This is a genomic window from Micromonospora sp. NPDC047644 (assembly GCF_040704315.1).
Classification (GTDB): domain Bacteria; phylum Actinomycetota; class Actinomycetes; order Mycobacteriales; family Micromonosporaceae; genus Micromonospora.
The window spans coordinates 47,291-73,334 of record NZ_JBEYSY010000013.1; the positions used below are offsets into that span (position 1 = coordinate 47,291).

At 73.4% G+C, this 26,044-nt stretch carries 24 protein-coding genes; 16 read left to right on the forward strand and 8 right to left on the reverse strand.

Annotated features, from left to right (window positions below; all coding sequences use genetic code 11):
- The first annotated feature begins 65 nt into the window (after positions 1 to 65).
- Entirely contained in the window at positions 66 to 1,367 is a 1,302-nt protein-coding gene (locus AB0877_RS21950) for an NAD(P)/FAD-dependent oxidoreductase (RefSeq protein ID WP_366611062.1), read from the forward strand.
- 36 nt (positions 1,368 to 1,403) lie between these two features.
- Here the strand turns inward: AB0877_RS21950 and AB0877_RS21955 are convergent, their stop codons facing one another.
- The 3 genes from AB0877_RS21955 to AB0877_RS21965 all read right to left on the reverse strand — a co-directional run bounded on the left by AB0877_RS21955 (position 1,404) and on the right by AB0877_RS21965 (position 4,476).
- The gene (locus AB0877_RS21955) at positions 1,404 to 2,498 is read right to left on the reverse strand and encodes an AI-2E family transporter (RefSeq protein WP_366611063.1); all 1,095 of its coding nucleotides are present in this window, start codon (positions 2,496 to 2,498) and stop codon (positions 1,404 to 1,406) included.
- A 111-nt stretch (positions 2,499 to 2,609) separates the two neighbouring features.
- A complete protein-coding gene (locus AB0877_RS21960) occupies positions 2,610 to 3,395 on the reverse strand; it encodes a fused MFS/spermidine synthase (RefSeq protein WP_366611065.1) in 786 nt (261 codons plus the stop codon).
- A 103-nt stretch (positions 3,396 to 3,498) separates the two neighbouring features.
- Positions 3,499 to 4,476, reverse strand: a complete 978-nt coding sequence (locus tag AB0877_RS21965; RefSeq protein ID WP_366611067.1) for a DUF2267 domain-containing protein — start codon at positions 4,474 to 4,476, stop codon at positions 3,499 to 3,501.
- A gap of 200 nt (positions 4,477 to 4,676) precedes the next feature.
- Between AB0877_RS21965 and AB0877_RS21970 the strand changes: the two genes are divergently transcribed.
- Complete coding sequence (locus AB0877_RS21970; RefSeq protein ID WP_357233583.1) at positions 4,677 to 4,991, forward strand: hypothetical protein; 315 nt, start codon at positions 4,677 to 4,679, stop codon at positions 4,989 to 4,991.
- Positions 4,992 to 5,064: 73 nt separating this feature from the next.
- Here AB0877_RS21970 and AB0877_RS21975 read toward each other — a convergent pair whose 3' ends face one another.
- A complete protein-coding gene (locus AB0877_RS21975; RefSeq protein WP_366611069.1) occupies positions 5,065 to 5,403 on the reverse strand; it encodes an STAS domain-containing protein in 339 nt (112 codons plus the stop codon).
- A 210-nt stretch (positions 5,404 to 5,613) separates the two neighbouring features.
- Here AB0877_RS21975 and AB0877_RS21980 point away from each other — a divergent pair, with 210 nt between their 5' ends.
- The 5 genes from AB0877_RS21980 (at position 5,614) to AB0877_RS22000 (ending at position 10,030) form a co-directional block, all read left to right on the forward strand.
- Positions 5,614 to 7,371 (forward strand): PP2C family protein-serine/threonine phosphatase, encoded by a 1,758-nt coding sequence (locus AB0877_RS21980; RefSeq protein WP_366611070.1) that lies wholly within the window; start codon positions 5,614 to 5,616, stop codon positions 7,369 to 7,371.
- Positions 7,368 to 8,405: a cobalamin-dependent protein gene (locus AB0877_RS21985; protein WP_366611072.1), complete on the forward strand. Its 1,038-nt coding sequence runs from the start codon at positions 7,368 to 7,370 to the stop codon at positions 8,403 to 8,405. Before AB0877_RS21980 ends, AB0877_RS21985 begins: the two co-directional genes overlap by 4 nt.
- 117 nt (positions 8,406 to 8,522) lie before the next feature.
- Positions 8,523 to 8,870, forward strand: a complete 348-nt coding sequence (locus AB0877_RS21990) for an STAS domain-containing protein (protein WP_366611073.1) — start codon at positions 8,523 to 8,525, stop codon at positions 8,868 to 8,870.
- An 85-nt stretch (positions 8,871 to 8,955) separates the two neighbouring features.
- On the forward strand, positions 8,956 to 9,402 hold the full coding sequence (locus AB0877_RS21995; protein WP_355009026.1) for a response regulator: 447 nt from the start codon (positions 8,956 to 8,958) through the stop codon (positions 9,400 to 9,402).
- A 115-nt stretch (positions 9,403 to 9,517) separates the two neighbouring features.
- Positions 9,518 to 10,030, forward strand: coding sequence for an ATPase (locus AB0877_RS22000; RefSeq protein ID WP_366611074.1), 513 nt, complete (start codon positions 9,518 to 9,520; stop codon positions 10,028 to 10,030).
- A 24-nt stretch (positions 10,031 to 10,054) separates the two neighbouring features.
- Here the strand turns inward: AB0877_RS22000 and AB0877_RS22005 are convergent, their stop codons facing one another.
- The 3 genes from AB0877_RS22005 to AB0877_RS22015 form a co-directional block, all read right to left on the reverse strand.
- A complete protein-coding gene (locus AB0877_RS22005) occupies positions 10,055 to 10,906 on the reverse strand; it encodes a hypothetical protein (RefSeq protein ID WP_366611075.1) in 852 nt (283 codons plus the stop codon).
- 756 nt (positions 10,907 to 11,662) lie between these two features.
- Positions 11,663 to 12,088 carry an OsmC family protein gene (locus AB0877_RS22010; RefSeq protein WP_124819422.1) on the reverse strand — a complete coding sequence of 142 codons (426 nt, stop codon included), beginning with the start codon at positions 12,086 to 12,088 and terminating at the stop codon, positions 11,663 to 11,665.
- 149 nt (positions 12,089 to 12,237) lie between these two features.
- A complete protein-coding gene (locus AB0877_RS22015; protein WP_366611076.1) occupies positions 12,238 to 13,185 on the reverse strand; it encodes a serine/threonine-protein kinase in 948 nt (315 codons plus the stop codon).
- A gap of 202 nt (positions 13,186 to 13,387) precedes the next feature.
- Here AB0877_RS22015 and AB0877_RS22020 point away from each other — a divergent pair, with 202 nt between their 5' ends.
- The 5 genes from AB0877_RS22020 (at position 13,388) to AB0877_RS22040 (ending at position 19,574) form a co-directional block, all read left to right on the forward strand.
- Positions 13,388 to 13,618, forward strand: coding sequence for a hypothetical protein (locus tag AB0877_RS22020; protein ID WP_091408172.1), 231 nt, complete (start codon positions 13,388 to 13,390; stop codon positions 13,616 to 13,618).
- 113 nt (positions 13,619 to 13,731) lie between these two features.
- On the forward strand, positions 13,732 to 14,478 hold the full coding sequence (locus AB0877_RS22025; RefSeq protein WP_366611078.1) for a response regulator transcription factor: 747 nt from the start codon (positions 13,732 to 13,734) through the stop codon (positions 14,476 to 14,478).
- A gap of 31 nt (positions 14,479 to 14,509) precedes the next feature.
- Positions 14,510 to 15,955, forward strand: a complete 1,446-nt coding sequence (locus AB0877_RS22030; protein WP_366611316.1) for an ATP-binding protein — start codon at positions 14,510 to 14,512, stop codon at positions 15,953 to 15,955.
- A 44-nt stretch (positions 15,956 to 15,999) separates the two neighbouring features.
- Complete coding sequence (locus AB0877_RS22035; protein WP_366611079.1) at positions 16,000 to 18,264, forward strand: glycosyltransferase family 39 protein; 2,265 nt, start codon at positions 16,000 to 16,002, stop codon at positions 18,262 to 18,264.
- A 2-nt stretch (positions 18,265 to 18,266) separates the two neighbouring features.
- Positions 18,267 to 19,574, forward strand: coding sequence for a glycosyltransferase (locus AB0877_RS22040; RefSeq protein WP_366611318.1), 1,308 nt, complete (start codon positions 18,267 to 18,269; stop codon positions 19,572 to 19,574).
- 131 nt (positions 19,575 to 19,705) lie between these two features.
- Here the strand turns inward: AB0877_RS22040 and AB0877_RS22045 are convergent, their stop codons facing one another.
- Positions 19,706 to 20,551 (reverse strand): arginase family protein, encoded by an 846-nt coding sequence (locus AB0877_RS22045; protein WP_366611320.1) that lies wholly within the window; start codon positions 20,549 to 20,551, stop codon positions 19,706 to 19,708.
- 200 nt (positions 20,552 to 20,751) lie between these two features.
- Here AB0877_RS22045 and AB0877_RS22050 point away from each other — a divergent pair, with 200 nt between their 5' ends.
- The 4 genes from AB0877_RS22050 to AB0877_RS22065 all read left to right on the forward strand — a co-directional run bounded on the left by AB0877_RS22050 (position 20,752) and on the right by AB0877_RS22065 (position 25,942).
- Positions 20,752 to 20,901 carry a hypothetical protein gene (locus AB0877_RS22050; protein ID WP_165947858.1) on the forward strand — a complete coding sequence of 50 codons (150 nt, stop codon included), beginning with the start codon at positions 20,752 to 20,754 and terminating at the stop codon, positions 20,899 to 20,901.
- Between the two features lie 17 nt (positions 20,902 to 20,918).
- Positions 20,919 to 22,349 (forward strand): methyltransferase, encoded by a 1,431-nt coding sequence (locus tag AB0877_RS22055; RefSeq protein WP_366611081.1) that lies wholly within the window; start codon positions 20,919 to 20,921, stop codon positions 22,347 to 22,349.
- 73 nt (positions 22,350 to 22,422) lie between these two features.
- Complete coding sequence (locus AB0877_RS22060; protein ID WP_366611322.1) at positions 22,423 to 24,426, forward strand: sulfatase-like hydrolase/transferase; 2,004 nt, start codon at positions 22,423 to 22,425, stop codon at positions 24,424 to 24,426.
- Between the two features lie 232 nt (positions 24,427 to 24,658).
- Positions 24,659 to 25,942: a citrate synthase gene (locus AB0877_RS22065; protein ID WP_355009019.1), complete on the forward strand. Its 1,284-nt coding sequence runs from the start codon at positions 24,659 to 24,661 to the stop codon at positions 25,940 to 25,942.
- Positions 25,943 to 26,044: the final 102 nt, after the last annotated feature.

The following is a 26,044-nucleotide window of genomic DNA, read 5'->3' on the forward strand; positions in this document are numbered from 1 at the left end:
AGGACGGCCGAGCGCGACTGGCACACCGGACGTTTGTCGCGGGCTTCGACGGGAAACGGCCCGCAATGACGAAACCTCGTGTGGTGATCGTGGGGGCCGGGTTCGCCGGTTACCACGCGGCGAAGACGTTGAGCCGGATCGCCCGGGACCGGGCCGAGATCGTGGTGCTGAACTCCACCGACTACTTCCTGTACCTGCCGCTGCTGCCCGAGGTGGCGGCCGGGGTGGTCGAACCGAGACGGATCGCGGTGCCGCTGACCGGGACGCTCAAGGGCGTACGGGTGGTGGTCGGCGAGGCGGACCACGTCGACCTGCAGAACCGCTGGGTCGGCTTCACCCAGGCCGAGGGGGAGAAGAACCGGCTGGCGTACGACCGGCTGGTGCTCGCCGTGGGCAGCGTCAACAAACTGCTGCCCATCCCCGGGGTGACCGAGTACGCACACGGTTTCCGTGGCCTGCCCGAGGCCGTCTACCTGCACGACCACATCATCCGGCAGCTCGAACTGGCCGAGCAGGCCGAGGACCCGGCCGAGCAGCAGGCCCGCTCCACGTTCGTGGTGGTCGGGGCCGGATACACCGGCACCGAGGTCGCGGCGCACGGGCAGTTGTTCACCGACGCGCTGCACGCCCAGCGGCCCCGGCTCACCGTCCGGCCCCGCTGGATGCTGCTGGACGTGGCGTCCCGGGTGCTGCCGGAGTTGGACAAGCGGATGTCGGACACCTCGCACAAGGTGCTCGAGCGGCGTGGGGTGGACGTGCGGATGGGCACCTCGGTGACCGAGGCGACCTGCGACGGGGTGAAGCTCACCGACGGCGAGTACGTGCCGACCTGCACGCTGGTGTGGTGTGTCGGGGTGCGGCCCGACCCGTTCGTCAACGAACTGGGCCTGCGAACCGACCGGGGTCGCCTGGTCACCGACGAGTTCCTCAACGTCCCCGGTTATCCCGAGGTGTACGCCATCGGCGACGCCGCCGCGGTGCCCGACCTGGTCAACCCGGGCAAGGTCTGCGGGATGACCGCCCAGCACGCGCAGCGGCAGGGCAAGCGCGCGGCGCACAACATCGCCGCGTCGTACGGGTTCGGCCGCCGCAAGCCGTACAAGCACCATGACCTGGGCTGGGTCGTCGACCTGGGGGGCAAGGACGCGGCGGCGAACCCGTTGCAGGTCAACCTGGCCGGTCTGCCGGCCAAGGCGGTCACCCGCGCGTACCACCTGATGGCGATGCCGGGAAACCGCACGCGGGTCAGCGCGGACTGGGCGTTGGACGCCGCGTTGACCCGGTCCGCGGTCCAGTTGGGGTTGGTGCCGGCCAACGCGGTGCCGTTGGAGAGCACGTCGCCCGAGATGGCGTCCCGGTCCCGCTGAGCGGGCAGGTGACGGCGTCGGCCGTACCCGGGATGGTCAGTCGGTGGAGCCGGCCGGCCGCGCGGACCGCGCGGCCGGACCGGCGGGCGGGGCGGGCCGCAGCCGGCGCGGGCCGTACTCGCGCAGCAGGGTCTGCGCGATGCCGGCGGCGGGGATGGCCAGCAACGCGCCGAGCAGACCGGCCAGCTCTGCCGCGAGCAGCACACTGACCAGCACCGTCAACGGGTTCAGCCGGACCGCGCGGGACAGGATGAGTGGCTGGAGCAGGTGGTTCTCCAGCTGCTGGTAGATCACGAAGAAGATCAGCACCACCACCCCGGCGGTGGGGGAGTGCAGGAAACCGGCGCCGGCCGCGATCACCGCGCCGAGGGTCGCCCCGACCAGCGGTATCAGGTCGGCCACCGCCACCAGGAGGGCGATCACCGCCGCGAAGGGCACCCCGGTGAGGGTCAGCACCAGGAAGGTCAACACTCCGCAGACCACGCTGATCAGCAGATTCCCGGTGAGATAGCCGGTCACCGTACGCGACACCTCCCGGCCCACCCGGCGCAGCCGCTCGCCCTGACCGTCCCCGGCCGCCGCGAGCAGGCCGCTGGTGATCCGCGGCGCCTCCAACACCATCAGGTACGCCAGCACGATGACCGTGACCAGCCCGGCGACCGACTCGACGACGCCGCGCAGCACACCGACAGCGGGTTGGCGCAGGCGACCGCCAAGGTCGCGCAGCTGCTCGGAGTGCTCGCTGACGTAGCGGCGTGCCCCGGTGCGCTCCAGCGCCTGCCCCACCGGGCCCTGTCCGGCGCGGGCCTCCCGCAGCAGCTCGGGCGCCCGGTCGGCGAAGCGGCCCAGCTCGCCGAACAACGGCACCAGGATGAGCGCGGCCAGGATCGCCAGCAGCACGAACGCGGTGAGGAACACCAGCAGGGTGGCCAGCGCCCGACGCCGGACGAAGCGGCGGTGCAGCCGGTCGACGAGGGGTTTGAGCGCGACGGCGAAGAACGCGGCGACCACCGCCCAGACCAGCACCCGCCGGGTCGCGTACACGAAGCCGAGGGCGAGTACGGTCGCCAGCACCAGACCGATCACGATCAGGGTCCGGCGGGCGGTCGCCCGGTCGTCGGCGTTGCTCATCCGCCGCGACTTCCCCGCACTTGCCGTCGGAAACCCGGCATTGGGGACAGCGATGGAAGGTCGGCGCAGACGTACGTCGTGACGTGGACCGGCGACGAGGCCCGGACGTGTTCAGCGCTCGTCGGCGTCGGTGACGGGGCGGGCGCCGGCGACGAACGTGTCCAGAGCGGCGGCGTGCAGCAGCCCGCCGGGCACCGGGTCGCGCAGGGCGGCCACCGCCAGCCGGGCCACCGGCAGCCCGCCGGGGCGGGAGGTCGCGGCCAGCACCAGGTTGCCGTACCTGCGGCCGCGCAACATCCGCCGGTCGCCGACCACGCACACGTCGGCGAAGACCGCCCGCAGGGTCGCCACCTGCACCCGGGTGCCGACCAGCGGAGGCAGGTCGGTGACGTTGACCAGGTACAACCCGTTCGGGCGCAGGGCGCGGGCCACCTCGGCGGCGAACTCGACGGTGCGTACGTGCCGGGGCATCAGGGCCGCGCGGTAGATGTCGGCGATCACCAGGTCATAGCGGCCGTCCGGAGCGTCGGTCAGGGCGTCCCGGGCGTCGGCGACCTCCACCCGCACCTCCGGCGGCAGCGGCGGCAACTCCCGGGCCACCAGGTCGACCACCGCCGCGTCCCGCTCGACGACCTGTTGCCGGGAGCCGGGCCGGGTGGCGGCCAGCCAGCGGGGCAACGTCAACGCGCCGCCGCCCAGGTGCAGGACGTTCAACGGTGCGCCGGCCGGGGCCGCCACCTCCACGGCCGAGGCGATCCGCCGGACGTACTCGAAGTGCAGGTGCCGGGGATCCTCGACATCCACGTACGACTGCTCGACTCCGGCGGACAGCAGTGTCCGCCCGGTCCGGCGGACCGGATCGGCGACCAGTTCCAGCCGGTCGGCGGCGCGGCTCATGCCCGGCACGCTAGCCGAGCCCACCGTGCGCCCGGCACGGCGGACGGGCCGGCGAAGCGGGATCGCCCCCGCTCCGCCGGCCCGACGGTGTCGTGGTGGCCGGTCAGCCGCCGGCCATCCCGGCCCCCACCTCGTCGATCGCGTCGTCGATCTGGCGGGCGAGGTCCACGTCGAGCGCGGTGACCCCGTTGGCCTGGTTGGTTCGCACTGTCAACACGGCGGCGGTGTCGCCCGGACGTCCGATGCTCGGGCCGCGGCCGTTGTCCTGGCGAAGCCGGTCGAGCCGGGCGAGCACCCGGTCCAGGTTGTCGGGCGGCAGGGCGACCACCCGGTAGAGGCCCTGGCTGTCGCCGGCCCAGTAGGGCAGGTCGTCCAGCGCCGCGCTGATCTCGTCAGCGTCCAGGGTGGGTGTGGTGGTGGATGCGCCCACCAGGCCGCCGCCGGCCTCCGGCGGGTTCAGCAGGTCGCGCAACCCGTCGGGTACGTGCAACGACTCGACCAGGTCGCCGTCCTGCTCGGCGAGCGCGGCGATCGTCGCCTCCGCCTGGTAACGGGCCTGCTCCGGGGTGTTGCCGCTGATCCGGCCCACCTCGGCCAGGAAGCCGGGCAGGTCCTGGTGCCGCTCGATGCCGTCGACCGGCAGCACGTCGTGCAGCGACGCCGGCACCGCGGCGAGCAGCCGCTGCCGCTCGGCGGCCTCCAGGGCGAACGCGAGGACCAGCACTGTCGCCTCGGTGCCCACCTTGGCGGTCTTGAAGTCGACCCCGGCGCGACGCCGAACCCCGTCGACCAGGTCGTGGTAGCCCATGCTGTTCACACCGGCCGCGCCACTCGGCGGCGACGGCTGCGGTCGCGGGTTGTCGGCGCTACCGACCGGCGGCGGTGCCGGACCACCGCGCGTGGTGTCCGACTTGTGTGGTCCGGCCGCTGGCGGGCCGGCCCGCTTACCCGCGTCGAGGCTCGTGAGCTGCTTGGACGCGCTCAGGCTGGCGCCGATCTCGCTCGGCTGGCGATTCTGTTCCCGGGCCTGCCGGGCCAGCGCCCGGCGCCTCTGGTTGTCGCCCTCCATCTGCTTGCGCATGGTGGCATCCCTTCCGCTGGGGATCGTGGCTGCGCCAGTCGCCTTCCCGCCGTCTGGGAGAAGGAAACGGAGGCCGCCGGCCGGGTCGGACCGACCCGCCCCACGCTTCATCCGGCGGGGGTGAGGGGTGCTCACCCGCACGGCCCGCACGATCGGGTCAGGACCGGAGTTCTTCCGAGGTACGCGGAAGGAAGGTCGTCATGAAGGAAGTTGTCGAGATCGTCCCCGCTCGACCCGGCTGGTACGCCCGCTGGCAACTCACACCCGAGGTCACCAGGTGTTACCCGGTGAGCCTGTGGGCGCTGGTGGAGGAAGCCGACGGAACGGGCCGCGAGGTGATCGGGATGGACTGCATCGGTCAGTGGCCCGGCGCGGACGACAACGAGGCGGGTGGGCAGTTCGTCCGCTACCTGTACCAGACGCCCGATTCGGGGGAGCCCGAGGACGTCGACCCGGCCCCGATCGGCGAGCTGCGTGAGGACGGCCCCCGGCTCCAGCCGATGACGGCACCCTAGACATTCCTCCGGCCCCCGACCCCAGGTCCCAGGGTCGGGGGCCACCCCGTCCGGTGCGGGGGTGGCCGGTGGATCAGCCGGTGGCGCGCACGTCGTCGTCGGCGTACGCCTCGGCCAGCAACTCGGTCAGGCCCGTGCGGTCCAGCATCCGCTGAAGCTGAGGGCTGACCCCGGTCAGTCGGATCGCCCCGGCGGCGCGGTGCACCACCAGCAACGCGCTGAGCCCGGAGGAGTCGCAGAGGGTCACCCCGGTCAGGTCGACCAGAACCGGGGCGTCCTCGTCGCCGCGCAGCCCGGCCGCCGCGGCGAGCAGCTCCGGCGCGCTGTCGTAGTCGAGTTCGCCGGTCAGCCGGAGTCGGACGTTCCCGGCGGCCAGCCGAATTGTCTCGATGGTCAACAGCTGGTCGGGCATCCCACCATTTTCCTCGTCGAGCCACGAAACGCAAAGCGGGGGCGGTGACGCGTCGCCGTGTCCCTCGTCCAACGCCCCGCCGTGGCGGTGCCTCCACCTGCCGTGAGATGCCGCTTTCCGGGTTGCGGCGTAGGGTGGCGGGAGAGTTTTGACCGTGGACGCCGGTTCCGGCACGGGTTCGGTGAACGACAAAGGAGTGAGGCTCAGCTGGTGACTGCTTCCGACGTCAGGGACTGGGACCCGGGCGACGGACGGCTCTCCACGCCGAGCACGACACGACCCTCGGCGTGGTCCGCCGACGTTCGCCGCCCCACCGCGGCCCTTCCGCCGCTGGCCCCCGATCGTGGGCAGGCCACGCCCGGCTGGTTGGAGGTCGTCGAGCACTTCCGGGAGGGCCTGGTGGTCTGCGACGCCGATGGCGTCGTGCGGCACGTCAGCCCGGTGGCTGAGCGGTTGCTGCCCGAGGTGACTCCCGGCGAGCTGCTCGGCGCGGCCGGCGTGCCCGGGTTGAGCGACGGCGTCCCCGGGGGCTTCACCCACCGCGGGCGCCGGCTCACCGCGCGCCAGGTGCCGCTCTCCGGTGACCGCTGCTGCTGGTACGTCGAGGACGTCACCGACAGCGTCAGCCGCGCCGACGCCCTGCTGGCCGAACGGGCTCGCTCGGCGTTCCTGGCGGTGGTCGGCGACAAGCTGGGCAACCCGCTGCACCCGGACCGGGCCGCCGCCGCTGTCGTCCGTCTCGCCGTGCCCACCCTGGCCGAGGTGGCGGTGCTGGTGCTCGCCCCGCGGGCCGGACGGGCCCGCTGGTGGCGGGCCTCACGCACCGACGACGAGGTGCCGACGGTGGACAGCGGCGTACTGGCCGGCGGCGAGCTGCCGGCCGCGATCGCCGACGGGCTGACCGGGGCCGAGCCGCACGCGGTGGACTGGTTGGTCGAGCAGGCGGTCGACGCCGGTTGGCTGCCGGGGCTGGCCGGCACCGACAGCGCCGCCCGGGTCGTCCCGCTGCCGGGCCGCGACGCGCCGGTCGGTGTGCTGCTGGTGGCCCGTCGCGCCACCCGCTGGTACGACGAGGACGACGTCGAGCTGGTCCGCGCGTTCGCGGCCCGCGCGGGCGCGGCGTTGACCACCGCGCTGCTCTACCGCGACCAGGCCGAGGTGGCCGACACCCTCCAGGCCAGCCTCCTGCCGGTCGAGCCGGTCGAGGCGGCCGGCGTGCAGTGGGGCACCGCGTACCGGCCCGCGCAGGCGGGACTGCGCATCGGCGGCGACTTCTACGGCTCCCACCGGCTCCCCGACGGCGGTTCGGTGTTCTTCCTCGGCGACGTGTCGGGCAAGGGCGTCGAAGCCGCCGTCTTCACCGGCCAACTGCGCCAGTGCCTGCAGGCGCTGCACCGGTTGGAGTCGCACCCGGCGCGGTTGCTGCGACTGCTCAACGACGCGTTGCTGGAGACGACCCAGGCGCACGGCCAGGGCCGCTTCGCCACCATCGTGCTCGGCGTGGCCCGCCCGGAGCGCGACGGCGGCCTCACCCTCACCATGGCCGGCGGCGGGCATCTGCCACCACTGGTGCTGCGCGCCTCCGGTGAGGTGGAGACGGTGCCGCTGCGCGGCATGCTGATCGGGGTGGTGCCCGACCCCCGCGTCGGCGAGGTGACGGTGCGGCTGGCGCCGGGCGAGACCTGCCTGCTCTACAGCGACGGGGTGACCGAGGCCCGGGGCGGCCGGCGCGGGGACGAGCAGTTCGGCCCGGAGCGGCTGGTCACCGCGCTGACCGGCTGCCACCGGATGCCCGCCCCGGCCCTGGCCGAACGGGTCGAGCAGATCACCTGCGACTGGCTGGCCCAGGGCGACCACGACGACATCGCCGTGCTGGCGCTGCGGGCGGCCGGCCTGGGCGGGCGCGGGGCACGCCACCTGCACTCGGTGCCCGCCGTTGTCGACCACACCACGGAGCCTGACGCGTGACCGCCGCCACGACCACCAGTGACCTCGACGAGGCGTACTCCGGATATCTGGCGCACCTCGCGGACGCCGACGAGTACGCCGCGACCGACCTGGCGATCAGTCTGCTCGACGCGGGCGTCCCGGCGGAGCGGGTGCTGCTCGACCTGGTCGCGCCCGCGCAGGCCGAGGTGGGTGAGCGGTGGGCCCGCAACGAGTGGAGCGTCGCCCAGGAGCACGCGGCAACCCACATCAGTGAGCAGGTGGTGGCGGCGGTCTCCGCGCACGCGAGGCCGCAGCCGATCAACGGCCGGGTCGTGGTCGCCTGCATGGACGGCGAGTGGCACGCGCTGCCGCCCCGGCTGGTGGCCGAGGTGCTGCGCTTACGCGGGTGGCAGGTGACCTTCCTGGGCGCCAGCGTCCCCGCGGCGCACCTCGTGTCGTACCTGCACCGCCACGACGCGCACGCGGTCGCGTTGGCGTGCGCGCTGCCGATGCGCCTGCCGTACGCCCACCGCATGATCGAGGCTTGCCGCCGCTCCGACGTCCCGGTGGTGGTCGGCGGGCGCGGGTTCGGCACGGACGGCCGCTGGGCGCGTCGACTCGGGGTGGCCTGGGCACCGGACGCGCCCTCGGCGGCCGAGCTGATCGCCGACGAGCGGGCGCTGCGCGCGGCGCCGCCGGCGCGGCTGGCCCACCTGGCCGACGACGAGTACGCCAGCCTGGTGCGCCGTCGCGGTGAGCTGATCGACAGCGCGTTGGCGCAGTTGCGGGAGCGGGTGCCGGCGGCACGGGCGTACACCGCCGCGCAGCTCGACGCGACAGTGAGCGACCTGGGCCACATCGTGGATTTCCTGGCTGCCGCGGTCTACGTCGACGACCCGTCCCTGTTCACGGAGTTCGTGCAGTGGCTGTCGGGGATTCTGGGAAGTCGTGGGGTGCCAGCCGGGGCGGTTGTCCTGCCGCTGGAGCACTACGCCGCCACGTTGCGGGACTTCCCCCGGGCGGCGCGGGCGCTGGCGCTGGGATGCGCGGCGCTGCCCGGCACCGCCCGCTGAGCGGCCCGTCGGGGGCATCCGGATCGATCACCGCGCTCGGCGGCGGACGAGTCAGCTCTGCGTATACTTGCCGGACTGCAAACGTCCCACCCCCCGGGTGGAGCGAGGGGGAGAACGGTGACGTTCAGCGTCGACGACGTCGAGCGCGACGGGGAAGGCGCCTGCCTGCGGCTCGTGGGCGAGCTGGACCTGAGCACCGCCCCCACGCTGACCGCCGCCATCGACCGGCTCACGGCGGCGGGCGAGACCAGGGTGCTGCTCGACCTGACCGACCTCACGTTCTGCGACTCGACCGGGATGGCCGTTTTCGTCCGGGGCGACAACCAGCTGGCGGCCGACGGGGGGTGGCTCCGGCTCACCGGTGCCCACGGGCGGGTCGAGCGGGTGCTGCGGGTGACCGGCCTCGCCGACGTGTTGCGGTACGAACCGGAGCCGGTCGACCCCGCGTCCCGCAGTGCTTCCTGATGGGCTAGATTTCCCCGCCAGCATTTCCCCCGCCAACGCGGTGACCGTCAGGGTCCCGTCCCCGTCGACTCCGAGGCAGGTAGTGATGGGCGCAGACAGCCCGCAGCCGGTACGCATCCTGGTGGTCGACGACGACCCGGGTGACGTGCTGATGATCGAGGAAGCGTTGGCGGACTCCGACGTCGACAAGATCATCGACGTGGTGAGTGACGGCGAGGAGGCGATGGAGTTCCTCCGCGCCGAGGGGCGGCACGAAGATGCCCGCCGACCCGACGTGATCCTGCTGGACCTGAACATGCCGCGGATGGACGGTCGCCAGGTGCTCGGGGCGGTCAAGCAGGACGAGGATCTGCGGACCATCCCGATCGTCGTGCTGACCACCTCCAACGCCGACACCGACATCGTCGGCAGCTACACCTTGCAGGCCAACGCGTACGTCACCAAGCCCATCGACCTGGACGACTTCAACGACGTGGTCCGCCGCATCGACGAGTTCTTCGGCCGGGTCGTCGTGCTGCCCAAGCGGGTCTGAGGTCCGCGCGCCACCTGCGCGCATGCTGAACATTTTCCCCGAACCCCCTCGGCGCGAGCGGTAGCGGCCGAGGATCCAGGTGGGGAAGTAACAGCAGCTGCCTGGGGGCGACAGTATGAGGTTCTCCGTCGTTGAGACCGGTTACGACCAGCGGCAGGTGGATTACTGCCTGGACGAGCTGGGGGTGCGGTTGTCCCGGCTCGCGGCGCGGGCCGAGGGCGCGGCCGGGGAATGGGACGAGATCCGGCAGGAGGCAGCCGCGCTCGGTGGCCTCCTGCGACGACTCGACCTGGGCGACGCCGCTACCACCCGGCCCGCCGGTGACGCGGTGCGGCGCGAGGCAGCCGATGTCCTGGCCCAGGCCCGCGCCGAGTTGGACGAGGCCCGCGACGAGGCACGGCGGGTGCGGGAGCGGGCGTACGCGGAGGCCGTGCAGGCCCGACGAGACTTCGAGGCGGCGCTGGACGCTCGCCGACGGCGCGAGGTACGGGTGGACGAGATCCTCAGCCAGGTGACCGTCGAGCAGGTGCCCGCCGACACTCCCACGGCAGCCGCCGGGGTGCCGGGTAGCCGGGTCGGGGTCGGCGGCGTGGACGAGGGCGCGCAGCCTCCGCCGGGCCGTCGCTGAGACGCGCGGGCGTAGGAGCCCGGCTCAGGCGGTGAGCGCCGCCGCGACGGTGGTCGCCCGATCCTCGTGCTGGGCGTACGCGTCCGGGTAGGCGGAGATCTGCACGGACTGGGCGGCTGCCGTGACGCTCATGTCCTGCCAGCCGGGGATCTCGTTGAGCGCGCTGTAGAAGGCCCGCGCGGCGTACGACGGGCGCATCAGCTGGGCCACCGTCCCCCAACCGCTGCTGGGCCGCTGCTGGAACAGCCCGACCGAGTCGTGGTCGGAGCCGCTGCCCTGGTTCGGGTACTCCGCCGACTCCGGCAGGACGTCGCTGGCCAGGTTGTAGAGGTTGCTCTCCTGCATGGCGGTGGAGAGTGCCACCACCAGGGCGCGGCGCGGCATCTTCATCTCCAGGCCGACGTCCACGATGATCTTCGCGTTGTCCATCTGCGCCTGGTCGAGGCCGGCGACCGGCCGGGGGCGGCGGGGCTTGACCGGCTTCTTGGGTGCCTTGCGGACGGCGGTGGGACTGGGCGTGGGCTTCGCCGTCGGGCTGGGCGGCAGGATCCGGGCGGGGGCGGCGTCGCGGTCCAGCGACCGGGAGGCGCGCTCGTCGGCGATGGCGGCGCGATCGGCCACCGCCTCGGCCAGCGGCTCGACCGTACGGGGGGTGTCGTCGTTGCCGCGCGCGGTGGCGACCGCGACGAGGCTGAGGCAGCAGGTGACGCCGGTGGCCAGCGCCACCCGCACCGGGGTCGAGCCCAGCAGGGCACGCCGCGGCGGCTCGGCAGCGCGGTGACGGCCGATCGTCCGTTCGGTTGAGGCGGCGTCGTCCGAAGGGGTGGTCGGGCGCGCGTCGGTCAGCTTCTGGGCGGAGGGGTCGTCGGGGTGCACCTGACGAGGCTAGAGAGCTGAATGCCCGATGCCACCAGCCCGTACGGTGGCATGCGCCACAATTTGCCCTGATCATGCCGACTTCAAAGGGCAAAGCGGGAGTAGAGTCGATCAACCTCGCGACTAACGCCAGACGGTTATTCCCGACTTGCCGGGTGAATCCACTCGCCCGCCCCTCGGCTGGCTGCATCTCCAGCCACCGCCAGAGGTAGGCCGAAGAGCCGAGGCGCACCCCCACCAACCGGCCCCCGCCGACGTCTGCTCTGCCCACCCCGCTCTGCCCGCCCACCCCGCTCTGCCCGCCGGCCCCGCTCTGCCCGCCGGCCCCGCTCTGCCCGCCGGCCCCGCTCTGCCCGCCGGCCCCGCCGGCCCCGCCGGCCACTCGCCACTCGCCACTCGCCGCCCGCCGCCCGCACCGCCCCGGGATCCCACCCGGCTCGCCGATCTTGCAGTTTCTGTCGCGGCATAAGGGGCATATCCCTCATTCCGACGACCGAAAGTGCAAGATCGGCGCGACGGGGCGCGACGGGGCGCGATGAGGCGCGATGCGGCGCGTGTGCAAGGTCGGCGCGGTGGGGCGTGCGAGGGCGCTAGGTCGGCGCTCGGTGGGTGGCACCGAGGCCGTCAGTGCCACGGGTGGCACCGAGGCCGTCAGTGCCACGGGTGGCACCGAGGCCGTCAGTGCCACGGGTGGCACCGAGGCCGTCCGTGCCGCGCCCGGTGGGGCGTGTGGGTGCGAGGTGGCTGGGGCCTGGGTCAGTGGCGGCCGTTTTCGGCTGGGGTGACGGTCAGGCGGTGGCGACTGGCGTCGCTGCTGGAGAACGGCCAGAGCCGGTCGGCGTACTCGACCAGGTCGGCCAGCTGATCCCGGCTCAGCCCGGCTGAGGAGATCTCCGCGTGGACGTCGGCCCGGTACCTGCCGTCGTTGTCCCGCCCCAGCTTCGCCTCCGCGCGGACCTGCACGGTGTGCGCCTCGTCGGTGATCTCCCCGGCCACCTCCACCGCCGCGTGGTGCAGGCAGGAGGCGAAGGCCGCGGCCAGCAACTGTTCCGGGGTCAGCCCGGTGCAGTGCGGCGCCAGCGGTGAGGCCAGCGCGGTGGAGAGCCCGCCATCGTCGGTGCGTACGTGACCGCCCTCGGCGGTCGCTGTGGCCTCACGCAGCCAGGAACTCTGATCCGGCATCGCGTTTCTCCCGTCGCTCACCAGCCGGCTACCCCTTCGCCGCCCAGCGAAACGCCGCAGGGCCGCGCCCAGCGAAACGCCGCCGCAGGCCGCGCCCGGCGAAACGCCGCCGCAGGGCCGCGCCCGGCGAGACGCCGCAGGGCCGGCCGTCAGCGCCCGGCGGGCAGGTTCGGCTCGTCCACCAGCGCAACCGCCTCGGTGGCCTCCGCGGCGGCCCGTTCGGTCCACGGCGACGTCGGGGCCGGCCGGCGGGTCGTCGGGATCGTCATCGGCACGTACACCCGGGCGTCCACGGCCTCGGCCAGCAGCAGCGCGGCGACCAGGCTGGTCGGACGCTGCTCGGGGTCCTCGTCGAGGCAGGAGTGGCACAGCTCGGCGGCCTCCGGTGGGAGCCCCGGAATGTCGGGCAGCGGCTCCGGTGGCTGACACCGGCGGGCGACGAGCAACTCGCTGGAGGTGGTAGCGCGGTAGGGCAGGCGGGCCGTCAGGCTGTAGTAGAGCAGCACGCCGAGGGCGTACATGTCGGCGGCGGGGGTGGCGGGCGCCTCGTCCAGCTGCTCGGGCGCCAGGTACGCCGGGGTGCCGAGCACCATGCCGGTCGGCATCGGATCGGCCTCTCCGGCGGCGATGGCGATACCGAAGTCGAGCACCTTCACCCCGGCCGGGGTGAGGATGACGTTGGCGGGCTTGACGTCCCGGTGCACGATGCCCTCGGCGTGCGCGGCGGCCAGCGCGGCGGCGACCTCCGCGCAGACCCGCACCGCGATCTGCCAGTCCAGCGGCCCGGCGCGCAGGTGCACGGCGAGCGTCTCACCCTCGGCCAGCTCCATGACGATGTAGGGCACCGGTCGGCCCGGCCACGTCGTGGAGGTGCCGAAGTCGTGCACGCTCGCCACGTTGGGGTGTTCCAGCCGGGCCGCCGACCGCGCCTCCGCCCGGATCCGGTCCACCGGGCCGTCCCGATCGTCGCGGCCGGGCGAGATGAGCTTCACCGCTACCGGCCGGTCCAGCACCTGGTCGTAGGCCCGCCACACCTCGGACATCCCGCCCACACCGATGCGCTGTTCGAGCCGGTACCGCTCGTCCAGCATCCGCATCGACCGCTCCTCGTCTTCGCCCCGCCGACGGCCGGGTTGCTCCGATCGCGGTACCCGCCCCCCGAACTGGGCAAACCGAGGCCCGTTCGGGGCGCGCGGGCCCCGCACACCTCGCTGCGACGAAGCGGTGGGTGCGGTAGCTTGCGAGCCAGAGCCGGCGTCACCGATTGTGCCGGCACGGTCACCCAAAGGGGGCGCCGCGATGAGCGAGGTCACCGTACGCTTCGTCGGCGGGCCCGCGGACGGCCTGGTCCGACTGCTGCCGGCCGGGTCGGACGGCGCCCCACCCCAGCGTTGGATCATGCGGCACCCGGACGGCACCGGGCCGGTGCAGCCCGGCCCCGACCACCTCTACGAACGCGACCGGCCCGACGAGGCCGGCGGCTGGAGCATGCGGTTCGTGCGCACCGACGCGTACGGGGTGTCCGAGTGACCACGAGGCGGGGCTGACCGGTGGTGTCGCCGGCGTCGCGTCGGCCCGCCCGCACAGCTCGCGCACAGCTTCCGCTGGGGCGCGGCACAGGCGTGGCGGCCACCATGGGGCCCATGGTCATGAACGGGCAGGCCGCGCCGAGCCGGATCGAGCTGCGTCGCCCCGACGGGGAACCCGTCCGGGTTCTGGTGGTCGACGACGAACCCACGCTCACCGACCTGCTGTCGATGGCCCTGCGCTACGAGGGCTGGCAGGTCCGCACCGCCGGCAACGGCATGGCGGCGTTGAGCACCGCCCGACAGTTCCAGCCGGATGCCGTGGTGCTCGACGTGATGCTGCCCGACCTGGACGGCTTCCAGGTGCTACGCCGGCTGCGCGAGCACGCCCCCTCCGTGCCGGTGCTCTTCCTGACCGCCCGCGACGCGGTCGAGGAACGCATCGCCGGGTTGACCGTCGGCGGCGACGACTACGTGACCAAACCGTTCAGCCTGGAGGAGGTGATCGCCCGGCTGCGCGCGCTGCTGCGCCGTTCCGGGCTGGCGATCGCCGCGCAGGAGGAGGCGGTGCTGACCGTCGGTGACCTCAGCCTCGACGAGGACAGCCACGAGGTCCGCCGGGCCGGTCAGCTGGTCACCCTCACCGCGACCGAGTTCGAGTTGCTGCGGTACCTGATGCGCAATCCGCGCCGGGTGCTGAGCAAGGCGCAGATCCTCGACCGGGTGTGGAACTACGACTTCGGCGGCCAGGCCAACGTGGTGGAGCTGTACATCTCGTACCTACGTAAGAAGATCGACGCCGGCCGGGCACCGATGATCCACACGCTGCGTGGCGCGGGTTATGTCCTCAGACCCGCCGAGTAGGCGCCGCCGGCTGCGCGCCGCCCGTGGGTGGCTGGCCGGGCGCTCCCTGCGTACCCGACTGGTGTTTGCCCTGCTCGCGCTTCTCGCGTTGGTGAGTGTCGCGATCGGGGGCCTGACCACCGTGGCGCTGCGGCACTTCCTGATCGACCGGCTCGACGCCCAGCTGGCCCCCGCGACGGCCATGCGGGGCGACCGTCCGGGGCGGCCGGCCTTCCCCGGTGACGGACCGGGCATCCCACCCGGGCTGCCGTCCGGCACCGTGGTCGCCGAGATCACCGACGGTCGCGTGACCAGCGCCCGGACCCTGACCAGGAGCGTCTCCAACGAGTTCCCCGACCCGCAGCCCGTCCAGGTGGGGGAGGTCGCCGTCCTGGCCGACCTGCCGGTCGACGCCAGACCGCGCACCGTCGACCTCGGCGATCGCGGTGACTACCGGGCCGTGGCCCGCCAGTACTGGGAAGGCCGGGTACGCGTCGTCGCGATCCCCCTCTCCGGTGTCCAGGAGACCATCTGGGCGCTTGTCGCCGCGCAGGCCGGGGTGGCCGCGGTCGGGCTGCTCCTCGCCGGTGTGGCGGGCGCGTTGATCGTGCGGGCGACCCTGCGACCGCTGCACCGGGTGGCCGCCACCGCCACCCGCGTCACCGAACTGCCCCTGGACCGTGGGGAGGTGGCGCTCGCCGTCCGGGTGCCGGCCGCCGACACCGACAGCCGCACGGAGGTCGGCCAGGTGGGGGCGGCGCTGAACCGGATGCTGGGCCACGTCGCCGACGCGCTCTCCGCCCGGCAGGCCAGCGAGACCCGGGTACGCCAGTTCGTCGCCGACGCCAGCCATGAACTGCGGACGCCGCTCGCGGCGATCCGCGGCTACGCCGAGGTGGCCCGCCGTGGCCGCGACGAGGTTCCCCCCGACGTGGCGCACGCGCTGCGCCGGGTGGAGTCGGAGAGCACCCGGATGACCAGCCTCGTCGACGATCTGCTGCTGCTGGCCCGCCTCGACAGCGGCCGGCCGCTCGCTGCCGAACCGGTGGACCTGACCGCTCTGCTGGTGAACGCGGTCAGTGACGCGCACGTCGCCGGCCCCGAACACCGCTGGCAGCTCGACCTGCCCGAGGTGGCGATCCGGGTGCCGGGCGACGCCGCCCGGCTGCACCAGGTGGTGGCGAACCTGCTCACCAACGCCCGCGTGCACACCCCGCCCGGCAGCACCGTCACCACCACCCTTGCTGTCGACGCCGCGAGTGCCGTGCTCACCGTCGCCGACGACGGGCCGGGCGTGCCGGTGCAGCTGCAACCGGAGATGTTCGAGCGGTTCGCCCGGGGCGACAGCTCCCGGTCCCGCGCGCACGGCAGCACCGGCCTCGGCCTGGCGATCGTCGCGGCGGTGGTGGAGGCCCACCACGGGACGGTCGAGGTGCAGAGCCGTCCCGGTCGGACGGTGTTCACCGTCCGGCTGCCGAATCCCACAGCTGACGCATAGTCTGCGCACGGGGTCGCGCCAGCCTGGCCGCCGAGGCTGGCCGCATGGACAGAACAGAGACCCTGCCGACGGCGCCCGCCGCACCCGAGCCGCCGACGGCCGCCCGCCCCGACGAGGACTCGCCGCCGACGTGCCGCCCGCCGGCCTGGGCCCGGCCCGCGCTGGTGATCCTGCTGCTCGCCACCGGCCTGCTCTACCTGTGGGGGCTGGGCGCGTCGGGCTGGGCGAACTCGTTCTACGCGGCGGCCGTGCAGGCCGGCTCGGTGAGCTGGAAGGCGTTCCTCTACGGCTCGTCGGACGCCGCCAACTCCATCACCGTCGACAAGACACCCGCGTCGCTGTGGCTGATGGCCCTGTCCGTACGGATCTTCGGGCTGAACAGCTGGGCGATGCTCGTACCGCAGGCGATCTGCGGGGTCGCCTCGGTGGGCGTGCTCCACGCGACGGTGAAGCGCTGGTACGGGCCGGCCGCCGCTCTGATCGCCGGCGCGGTCCTCGCGGTCACCCCGGTGGCGACGCTGATGTTCCGGTTCAACAACCCGGACGCGCTGCTGGTCCTGCTGCTGGTCGCCGGGGCGTACGCCACCGTGCGTGCGCTGGAGACGGCAAGCACCCGGTGGATCGTGCTGGTCGGTGTGCTCGTCGGCTTCGGCTTCCTCACCAAGATGTTGCAGGCGTTCCTTGTGGTCCCGGTCTTCGCCGGCGTCTACCTGCTGGCCGCGCCGACCGGGCTGTGGCGGCGGGTCCGGCAGGTGCTGCTGGCGGGGCTGGCGGTGGTGGTCTCCGCCGGCTGGTGGGTGGCGCTCGTCGAGGTGGTGCCGGCGAGTGCCCGCCCGTACATCGGCGGCTCGCAGGGCAACAGCATCCTGGAGTTGACCCTCGGCTACAACGGACTCGGCCGGATCACCGGCGAGGAGGTCGGCAGCGTCGGCGGTGGTGGCCCCCGGCCGGGCGGCGGTGGTGGCCCGTTCTCCGGGCAGAACGGCGTGCTGCGGATGTTCGGTGGCGAGATCGGCGGTCAGGTCTCCTGGCTGTTGCCGGCCGCGCTGATCCTGCTGGTCGCCGGTCTGCTGCTGGCCGGGCGGGCGGCCCGCACCGACCGCACCCGGGCCGGGCTGCTGCTCTGGGGCGGTTGGCTGCTGGTCACCGGCCTGATCTTCAGCTTCATGTCCGGGATCTTCCACGCCTACTACACGGTGGCGCTCGCACCGGCGATCGGCGCGCTCGTCGGCATCGGTGTGACGCTGCTCTGGCGGCACCGCCGACTGCGGCCCGCGCCCGGCGACGCTGGCGGCACTCGCTGGCAGCGGTGGAGTCCGCTGGCCGCCACGGCGACCCTCGCCGGCACCCTCGCGGTCACCGTCTGGTGGGCGTGGGTGCTGCTCGGACGCAGCCCCGACTGGTACCCGTGGCTGCGGACCGCGTTGCTCGTCGCCGGCCTGGTCGGCGCAGTGCTGCTCCTGCTCGTCACCCGACTGCCCCGCCGGTTGGCGCCGGTGGTGCTGGGCCTGGGCGCGGCGGCGGCCCTCGCCGGCCCGGTGGCGTACGCGGTGCAGACCGCCGCGACCCCGCACACCGGGTCGATCCCGAGCGCCGGCCCGTTCGTGGCGGGCGGATTCGGCCGGGGCGGCTTCCCCGGCGGGCGACCGCCCGGCGGCATGGAACTGCCGGCCGGCGGCCAACTCCCCGGCGGCGGCCAGTTCCCCGGCGGCGGCCAGAACGGTGGCGGCCAGAACGGTGGCGGCCAGAACGGTGGCGGCCAAAACGGTGGCGGCCAGAACAGCGGCGGGCAGAACGGTGGCGGGCAGAACGGCGGCCGCAATGGCGGTCAGGGGCCCGCCTTCCCGGGCGGTGGTCGTAACGGCGCACCCGGTTTCCCGGGCGGTCAGGGCCCCGGCGCCACCGGCGGGCAGGGGCGCTCGGCCGGTGGGGGCATGGGCGGGCTGCTCGACGCCCGTGAGCCGAGCGCCGCACTGCGCGAGCTGCTGGAGCGCGACAGCGCGGACTACACGTGGGTGGCCGCGACCATCGGCTCGAACAACGCGTCCGGTTACCAGCTCGCCACCGGTGACCCGGTGATGGCGATCGGCGGGTTCAACGGTAGTGACCCGTCACCGACGCTGGCGCAGTTCCAGCGCTACGTGGCCGACGGGAAGGTCCACTACTTCGTCGGTGGCGGTGGCTTCCGGGCCAACGGCGGCAGCGCGGCCTCCCAGGAGATCGCCGCCTGGGTCGCGGAGACGTTCACGGCGCAGACCGTCGACGGGGTCACCCTCTACGACCTCAGCGCCACTGCGGGGGCGTCGTGACGATGCTGGGCGGACCACGGCCCGCCATCCAGGCCCGACCCACCGCCGCCGTGTTGGACGTGGTCATCCCGGTCCACAACGAGGAGGTCGACCTCGGGCCGTGCGTACGACGACTGCACGCCCACCTGAGCGCACACTTCCCGTACCCGTTCCAGATCACCGTCGCCGACAACGCCAGCGTCGACGACACCCTCAAGGTGGCCGACGGCCTGGCCGCTGAACTGCCCGGCGTCGAGGTGCTGCACCTGGACGCCAAGGGACGGGGACGGGCGCTGTCGGCCGCCTGGTCGGCGTCGTCAGCGCCGGTGCTGGCGTACATGGACGTGGACCTCTCCACCGACCTGGCGGCGCTGTTGCCACTTGTCGCGCCGCTCATCTCCGGCCACTCCGACCTGGCGATCGGCACCCGGCTGGCGCGTACCTCCCGGGTGGTGCGTGGCACCAAACGGGAGGTGATCTCCCGGGCCTACAACCTGCTGCTGCGCGGTGCGTTGGCGGCGCGGTTCTCCGACGCGCAGTGCGGGTTCAAGGCGATCCGGGCCGACGTGGCCATGGAACTGCTGCCGGTGGTGCGCGACACCGGCTGGTTCTTCGACACGGAGCTGCTGGTACTGGCCCAGCGGGCGGGGCTGCGCATCCACGAGGTGCCGGTGGACTGGATCGACGACCCGGACAGCCGCGTGGACATCGTCGCCACCGCCCTGGCCGACCTGCGCGGCGTGGGTCGGCTCGGCCGGGCGCTGCTGACCGGGACGCTGCCTCTGGCCGACCTGCGCGCGCAACTCGGCCGGGAGCCGTTGACCGGGCGGCGAGCGCAATCGGGCGAGACGCCGTTGACCGGGCTCCGTGTGCAGGCGGGCGGAACGCCGCTGACCAGGTCGGGGACCGAGCCCGGCTCGGCGCTGCCGGGGCAGCTGCCGGTCGGGTTGCCCCGGCAGCTGGTCCGGTTCGCGGCGGTCGGTGTGGCGAGCACGCTCGCGTACCTGCTGCTGTTTGTGGCCATTCGGGGCCTGCTCGGCGCGCAGCCGGCGAACCTGTTGGCATTGTTGGTGACCGCGGTGGCGAACACGGCCGCGAACCGGCGGCTGACGTTCGGCATCAGTGGACGCCGCCACGCCGCCCGGCATCACGCGCAGGGGTTGCTGGCCTTCGCCCTCGGCCTGGCGTTGACCAGCGGCGCGTTGGCAGTACTCCATGCCGTCTCGGCCGTGCCGGGCCGGTCGGTGGAGCTGGCCGTGCTGGTGGCCGCGAACCTGGCCGCCACAGTGTTGCGGTTCGTGCTGCTGCGCCTCGGCATGCACCACCGCTAGCCCCACCCCTCGTCGATCTTGCACTTCCTGTCCCGACAAGAGTGCGCAAAAGGCGCGCTATGACCACCGAAAGTGCAAGATCGGCGGGGCGGGGCGGGGCGGGGCGGGGCGGGGCGGTGGCCGGGGCGGGGTCAGCCGACCAGCATCTCGGTGAGGACCTCGACGACGCGTCGGGTGTGCCGCCCGTCGGGGTCCTCGTCGACGTTCAGGTCGGTCACGCTCATCCCGAGCAGCCGGTCGGCGCGGGCCAGCGGCGTGACCAGTGCGATCAGATCCGCCCAGCGCGGGCCGTCCGGTTCGGGGTAGGTCACCGCGGGCAGGTCGCGCGGGTCCACCACGTCCAGGTCGAGGTGCAGCCAGGCGGGTCCGTCGCCGTCGGCGGCCAGGCTCGCGCCGACCGTCGCCGCGCCCCGGCGCAGCAGCTCGGCGGCGTTGATCTGGTGGATCGCCGGGTCGATCCGGGCCGCCTCGACCCGGCTGCTCTCGTCGGTGGCGGGGCGGTGTCCGAGCAGGTGGACGCGGCCGGGCTCGATCAGCGCGCCGCCGGGGCCGACGGCGGCGGGGCCGTACCCGGTGACCACCGAGAGGTCCATGTCGGCGGCCTCACCGGTCGGTGAGGTCGTGCCGTCGAGGAAGTCCGGGTGGGCGTCGACGAACCACAGGTCGGTCGCCGGGGGTAGGGCCCGGCAGATGCCGGGCAGGATCGCGCAGTCTCCGCCGAGCACCAGTGGTCGGTGGCCGTCCGCGACCAGCGCGCCGATCCGCGCGGCGATGGCGCCGCCGGCCCGGACCAGGCCCGCCGCGCCGATCACCCCGCTGACCGGGTCGCGGTTCGGGTCGCGCAACCGCGCCTCGTCGATCTGCCCGTCGTCGTCGGCGACCAGGGCCTCGCGCAGGCCGGCGCGGCGCAGCGCGACCGGGGCCCGCTCCTCGCCGCGTCCGCTTCCGGAGGAGTCCAGCGGCGCGTCCACGATCATCCAGGGCACGTCCGCAGCGTACCGGCGCGGGCGGCCGTCCCGGCCGCATTCTGTGGTGCGGCTGGGAGTACGCCGATGTGCCGGCGACGGCGACGACCGGCGGCGTACGGTGAGGGACAAGTCCGGCTTTATGGGTCAAAAGCCTCATCGGTGTACGCCCTGGACGCCGGTGTCGAGGCGGCGAGGGCAAGGAGCGATCGGTGGAACATCTGGCCTACCTGGACGCGGGGTCCGGCAGCCTGATCGTGCAGGCGGTCGTCGGTGGGGTGGCGGGCGCCGCGGTCGCCGCGAAACTCTACTGGCGACGACTGGTCGACCGGTTCCGCCGGCAACCCACCGACCAGCGCTGAGCGGACCAGCCCCGACGATGGCGATCTCACCCACCGAGGTACGGCCCGAGCCGGCCTCCTTCCGCGACCCCGCCAACCGGGTCTTCCACGTCGGCGACGAGGTGCTGCGCGGGCTGGACCCCCAGGCCGCCGAGCACTGGCGGGCACTGACCGGCAGCACGTTCTTCCCGGCGCTCGTCGCCGCGCGCAAGATCTGCGCCACCGAGGACGCACCGCCCAGCCTGGTGCCGGCCGCTGGCGCCACACCGTGGGCGGCGGTGCTGCGCCACGAGCGCATCCCGTTCGTCTCCCACCCGTACGAGTGGTCGTTCAGCATGCTGCGCGACGCCGCCCTGCTGCACCTGGAGATCCTGACCGCCGCGCTCGGCGAGGGTTTCACCACCAAGGACGGCTCGGCCTACAACCTCCAGTGGCGCGGCGCAGAGCCGGTCTTCATCGACATCGGCTCCTTCGAACCGGTCCGCGACGGCGAACCGTGGGCCGGCTACCGGCAGTTCTGCCAGACCGTGCTCTACCCGCTGCTGCTCACCGCCCACCTGGGCGTCGACTTCCAACCGTGGCTGCGCGCCCGGGTCGACGGCATCGAGGCCGACGAGCTGCGACCGCTGTTCACCGGGACCCGCCGGCTGCGCCCCGGCGTGCTGACCCACCTGCACCTGCACGGGGCCATGCAGCAACGCAACGCCGCCGCCAGCACCACCGAGGTACGCGACCAACTGCGGGCCGCCGGCTTCTCCCGGGAGTTGCTGCTCGCCACCGTCCGCGGCATCGAGAAACTGGTGCGCAAGCTGGACCGCCGCCCGCCCGAGAGCCACTGGTCGGACTACCAACGCACCTGCGGCTACTCGGCCCGCGACCGGGTGGCGAAGGAGCAGTTCGTGGCCGTGGCGGTGGCCGCCGGCGCCCGCCCCCGGCTGGTGCTCGACCTCGGCGCCAACGACGGCCGGTACTCCCGGCTGGCGGCCGGGCACGCCGACTACGTGGTCGCCGTCGAGCAGGACCCCACCGTCGTCGACGAGTTGTACCGACAGCTGCGCTCCGAGGGGCAGCGCCGCATCCTGCCGCTGGTGCTGGATCTGGCCGACCCCTCGCCCGGTGGCGGCTGGCGGGGCGTCGAGCGGGCCGGCTTCGCCGAGCGGGCGTCCGCCGACGTGGTGCTCGCCCTGGCCGTGGTGCACCACCTGGCGATCGGGCGCAACGTGCCGCTGCCGGAGGTCACCGACTGGCTGGCCGGGCTGACCGCGCCGGGCGGCGCGGTGGTGGTGGAGTTCGTCCACCCGGAGGACCCGATGGCGACCCGGCTGCTGGCCAACAAGCCCGCCGGTCTCTTCCCGGACTACCGACGCGACACCTTCGAGGCGCTGCTGGCCGCCCGGGGACGGATCACCGACCGGCTGGAACTGCCCTCGGGCACCCGCACGCTCTACCGAACGGTGATCGGTGGCTGAACCGGTCGCCGCCGACCAACCCGGACCGGCCCCGGCCGGCGCGGTTGGTCCGGCCCCGGCCGGCTCGTCGGGCGTGCTGTCGCGGCCGGAGGTACGGGGCTGGCGTGGGGAGCTGGCACGGGTGCTGGAGATCGCCGCGCTGGTCGGTCTCGTGGTCACCCAACCGCTGCTGGACGTGCTCGGCCGCAGCCCCGACTTCTTCCTCTTCCACCGCGCCGACCCGGCTCAGATCCTGCTGCTGCTCACCCTGGTGACGGTGCTCCCCACGGCCGCGGTGGCGCTGCTCGGCGCGCTCAGCCGACTGGCCGGCCGGACCGCCCGCGCCGTCACCCACACCGGGCTGGTCGGGCTGCTGGTCGCCGCCCTCGCCGTGCAGGTGGGCCGACACGTCACGCCGCTTCGGGGCGTACCGCTGCTGCTGGTTGCCGTGCTGGTCGGAGCCGCCGGCGCGGCCGCGCACCGGCGGTGGCGGGCGCCGGGCCGGGTGTTGCGACTGGCCGCCGCCGGCCCGGTGGCCTTCGTGGCGCTGTTCCTGCTCGCCTCACCCACCTCGGCGGTCGTCCTGCCGCGCGGTGACGGCGGCGCGGCCGGCACGGCGCAGGGCTCGGCCGTGCACCCGCCGGTGGTCATGCTGATCCTCGACGAGCTGCCACTGGTCAGCCTGCTCGGCGCGGACGGAAAGATCGACGCCGGGCGGTACCCGCACTTCGCCGAGCTGGCCGGCGGCTCCACCTGGTACCGCAACTCGACAGGGGTCAGCGGGTGGACGCCCAACGCGCTGCCGGCGATGCTCACCGGCCGCTACCCGGCCAAGCCGGTCGCCCCGCACTACTCGCAGTACCCGGACAACATCTTCACCGCCTTCGGCGGCCTGTACGACATCCGCGCCGAGGAGAGCATCACCCGGCTCTGCCCACCCAGCCGCTGCGAGCAGCCGGTGACCCCGGAGCAGGGGCTCGGGGTGCTGGTCCGGGAGACCGGCAAGCTGCTCGGCCGGGTCGCCGGGCCCACCGACAGCGCCGTCGACCCGGAGGACTCCTACCGCGAGCAGACCCGCGCCGAGGCCGGCCTGGACGCCGCCGAACCGGTGCCGGCCGACCCGAAGTTCCGCTGGGACAGCCTGGACGACAACCAACCGGCCCGGTTCACCAGCTTCCTGGCCGGGCTGAAGCCGACCGCCCGGCCCACCCTGCACTTCCTGCACCTGCTGATGCCGCACTCACCGTGGGCGTACCTGCCGTCCGGGGCGCGCTACGACGCCCCCGAGGACCTGCCCAACGACGGCGCCGGCTGGGTCGACCTGGCCCGGGCGCGGCACCTCGCCCAGCTCGGCTACACCGACCGGCTGATCGGCGAGACGCTGCGGACGCTGCGCGCCAACGGCCTCTACGACCAGGCCCTCGTCGTGGTGACCGCCGACCACGGGGTCAGCTTCCGCCCCGGCGCGCAGGGCCGCGGCATGGACGCCATCAAGGCCGCCGCCGGCGAGGTCGCCTGGGTGCCGACGTTCGTCAAGGAACCCCGGCAACAGAGCGGCCGGGTGGACGACCGCAACTGGGAACACGTCGACCTGCTGCCGACCGTGGCCGACGAGGCCGGCATCCGGCTGCCCTGGCGGGTCGACGGGCGCTCCGCCCGGCAGGCCCCCCGCACCGACGGCACGAAACACTTCTACGACCGCCCCGGCGAGCCGGTCACCTTTCCCGGTGGCGTGCCCGTCCCACCACCCCTGCCGGCACCCCACCCCCTGGTCGGCACCGAGGTACGCGCCGCCCCCGCCGCCGGCAGCGCCCGGGTCGCCGACCTGGCGGCGTTCACCGCCACCGACCCGGACACCGGGACCCTTCCGGCACTGGTCTGGGGCGACGTCCCGGACCGGATCCCGGACGGCACCCTCCTCGCCGTCGCCGTCAACGGCCGCATCGGGGCCGTCGTCCCGGTGGTGCCGACCGACCCCGGCGGACGCCGGTTCGCCGCGCTGCTCGCCGACGACAAGCTGTTCCACGCCGGCACCAACCGGCTCGACATCTTCCAGGTCGCGACGGACGGTACGCTGCGACGCCTCACCCTCTCCTGACCTGGCTTCCGGGTCCGGTCCGGCCTGGGTGCCCGGGTTGATCCGGCTCGCCTCGCGGGCTCCGGCCGGTCCGGTCCCGTCTGGCGGGATACCGGGTTTCCCGGCCGCCCGGTCGGGAATCGGGTGACGCATACCTCACCGCCGAACCACGGCGGGCGTTGTCCCCCGAGCCGCAATTACGGTAGAAGCGAAGGCAATTCAACGTAGATCTGCCGGCGAAGCGAGGAACCACATGACGGAAGTCAAGCTCGATCACCCCGGTGGGCAGCTGTCGATGCCGGTGCATCCTGCGGTCGAGGGCCCCGCCGGTGTCGGGGTGAGCAAGCTGCTGAAGGAAACCGGGATGACCACGTACGACCCCGGTTTCGTCAACACCGCCGCTGCCTCATCCGCGATCACCTACATCGACGGCGACGCGGGCATCCTGCGTTACCGGGGGTACCCGATCGAGCAGCTGGCCGAGAAGTCCTCCTTCCTGGAGGTCTCCTATCTGCTCATCTACGGTGAGCTGCCGACCGAGCAGCAGCTGACCGAGTTCACCGAGTGGATTCGGCGGCATTCGCTGCTGCACGAGGAGATGCGCCGCTTCTTCGACGGCTTCCCCCGGGACGCCCACCCGATGGCGGTGCTCTCGTCCGCGGTGAGCGCCCTGTCCACCTTCTACCAGGACAGCCTGGACCCGTTCGACTCCGAGCACGTGGAGATCTCCACGGTCCGGCTGATGGCGAAGGTCCCCACCATCGCCTCGTACGCGTACAAGAAGTCCATCGGTCAGCCGCTGCTGTACCCGGACAACTCCCTGGGGTACGTGGACAACCTGCTGCGGATGACGTTCGGCGTGCCGGCGGAGCCGTACGAGGTCGACCCGGTGATGTCGAAGGTGCTGGACATGCTCTTCGTCCTGCACGCCGACCACGAGCAGAACTGCTCCACGTCGACCGTCCGCCTGGTCGGCTCCAGCAACGCCAACCTGTTCGCCTCGGTCTCGGCCGGCGTGAACGCGCTGTTCGGCCCGCTGCACGGTGGCGCCAACCAGGCGGTGCTGGAGATGCTCCAGCAGATCCACGCCGGCGACGGCGACGTCCGGTCCTTCGTCCGCAAGGTCAAGGACAAGCAGGACGGCGTCAAGCTGATGGGCTTCGGCCACCGGGTCTACAAGAACTACGACCCCCGGGCGGCGATCGTCAAGAAGGCGGCGCAGGACGTGCTGGGCCGGATGGCCAAGCCCGACCCGCTGCTGGACATCGCCATGGAGCTGGAGGAGATCGCCCTCGCCGACGACTTCTTCGTCTCCCGTCGGCTCTACCCGAACGTGGACTTCTACACCGGCCTGATCTACAAGGCCATGGGCTTCCCGACCAAGATGTTCACGGTGCTCTTCGCGCTCGGCCGGCTCCCCGGCTGGATCGCCCAGTGGCGCGAGATGATCAACGACCCGGAGACCAAGATCGGCCGTCCGCGGCAGGTCTACGTCGGCTCCGCCGAGCGGGACTACGTCCCCTTCAACGAGCGCTGACCTCCGCTCCTCGCTTCACCAGCAGGCCGTCGACCCCTCCGGGTCGGCGGCCTGTCGCGTGTCGCCCCTGCTCGGTCGCGACATGTCGGTCGGCCCCGCCGG

Excerpts from the sequence above, each read along its gene's own strand:
- AB0877_RS22000 (WP_366611074.1), top strand. The coding sequence starts at position 9,518 with ATGAGGTTCTCCGTCGTTGAGACCGGTTACGACCAGCGGCAGGTGGAT.
- AB0877_RS21965 (WP_366611067.1), bottom strand. The coding sequence starts at position 4,476 with ATGCGCAAGCAGATGGAGGGCGACAACCAGAGGCGCCGGGCGCTGGCC.
- AB0877_RS22035 (WP_366611079.1), top strand. The coding sequence starts at position 16,000 with ATGGACAGAACAGAGACCCTGCCGACGGCGCCCGCCGCACCCGAGCCG.
- AB0877_RS21955 (WP_366611063.1), bottom strand. The coding sequence starts at position 2,498 with ATGAGCAACGCCGACGACCGGGCGACCGCCCGCCGGACCCTGATCGTG.
- AB0877_RS22025 (WP_366611078.1), top strand. The coding sequence starts at position 13,732 with ATGGTCATGAACGGGCAGGCCGCGCCGAGCCGGATCGAGCTGCGTCGC.
- AB0877_RS21970 (WP_357233583.1), top strand. The coding sequence starts at position 4,677 with ATGAAGGAAGTTGTCGAGATCGTCCCCGCTCGACCCGGCTGGTACGCC.
- AB0877_RS22010 (WP_124819422.1), bottom strand. The coding sequence starts at position 12,088 with ATGCCGGATCAGAGTTCCTGGCTGCGTGAGGCCACAGCGACCGCCGAG.
- AB0877_RS21960 (WP_366611065.1), bottom strand. The coding sequence starts at position 3,395 with ATGAGCCGCGCCGCCGACCGGCTGGAACTGGTCGCCGATCCGGTCCGC.
- AB0877_RS22055 (WP_366611081.1), top strand. The coding sequence starts at position 20,919 with ATGGCGATCTCACCCACCGAGGTACGGCCCGAGCCGGCCTCCTTCCGC.
- AB0877_RS22020 (WP_091408172.1), top strand. The coding sequence starts at position 13,388 with ATGAGCGAGGTCACCGTACGCTTCGTCGGCGGGCCCGCGGACGGCCTG.
- AB0877_RS21995 (WP_355009026.1), top strand. The coding sequence starts at position 8,956 with ATGGGCGCAGACAGCCCGCAGCCGGTACGCATCCTGGTGGTCGACGAC.
- AB0877_RS21950 (WP_366611062.1), top strand. The coding sequence starts at position 66 with ATGACGAAACCTCGTGTGGTGATCGTGGGGGCCGGGTTCGCCGGTTAC.
- AB0877_RS22065 (WP_355009019.1), top strand. The coding sequence starts at position 24,659 with ATGACGGAAGTCAAGCTCGATCACCCCGGTGGGCAGCTGTCGATGCCG.
- AB0877_RS22045 (WP_366611320.1), bottom strand. The coding sequence starts at position 20,551 with ATGATCGTGGACGCGCCGCTGGACTCCTCCGGAAGCGGACGCGGCGAG.
- AB0877_RS21975 (WP_366611069.1), bottom strand. The coding sequence starts at position 5,403 with ATGCCCGACCAGCTGTTGACCATCGAGACAATTCGGCTGGCCGCCGGG.
- AB0877_RS22040 (WP_366611318.1), top strand. The coding sequence starts at position 18,267 with ATGCTGGGCGGACCACGGCCCGCCATCCAGGCCCGACCCACCGCCGCC.
- AB0877_RS22015 (WP_366611076.1), bottom strand. The coding sequence starts at position 13,185 with ATGCGGATGCTGGACGAGCGGTACCGGCTCGAACAGCGCATCGGTGTG.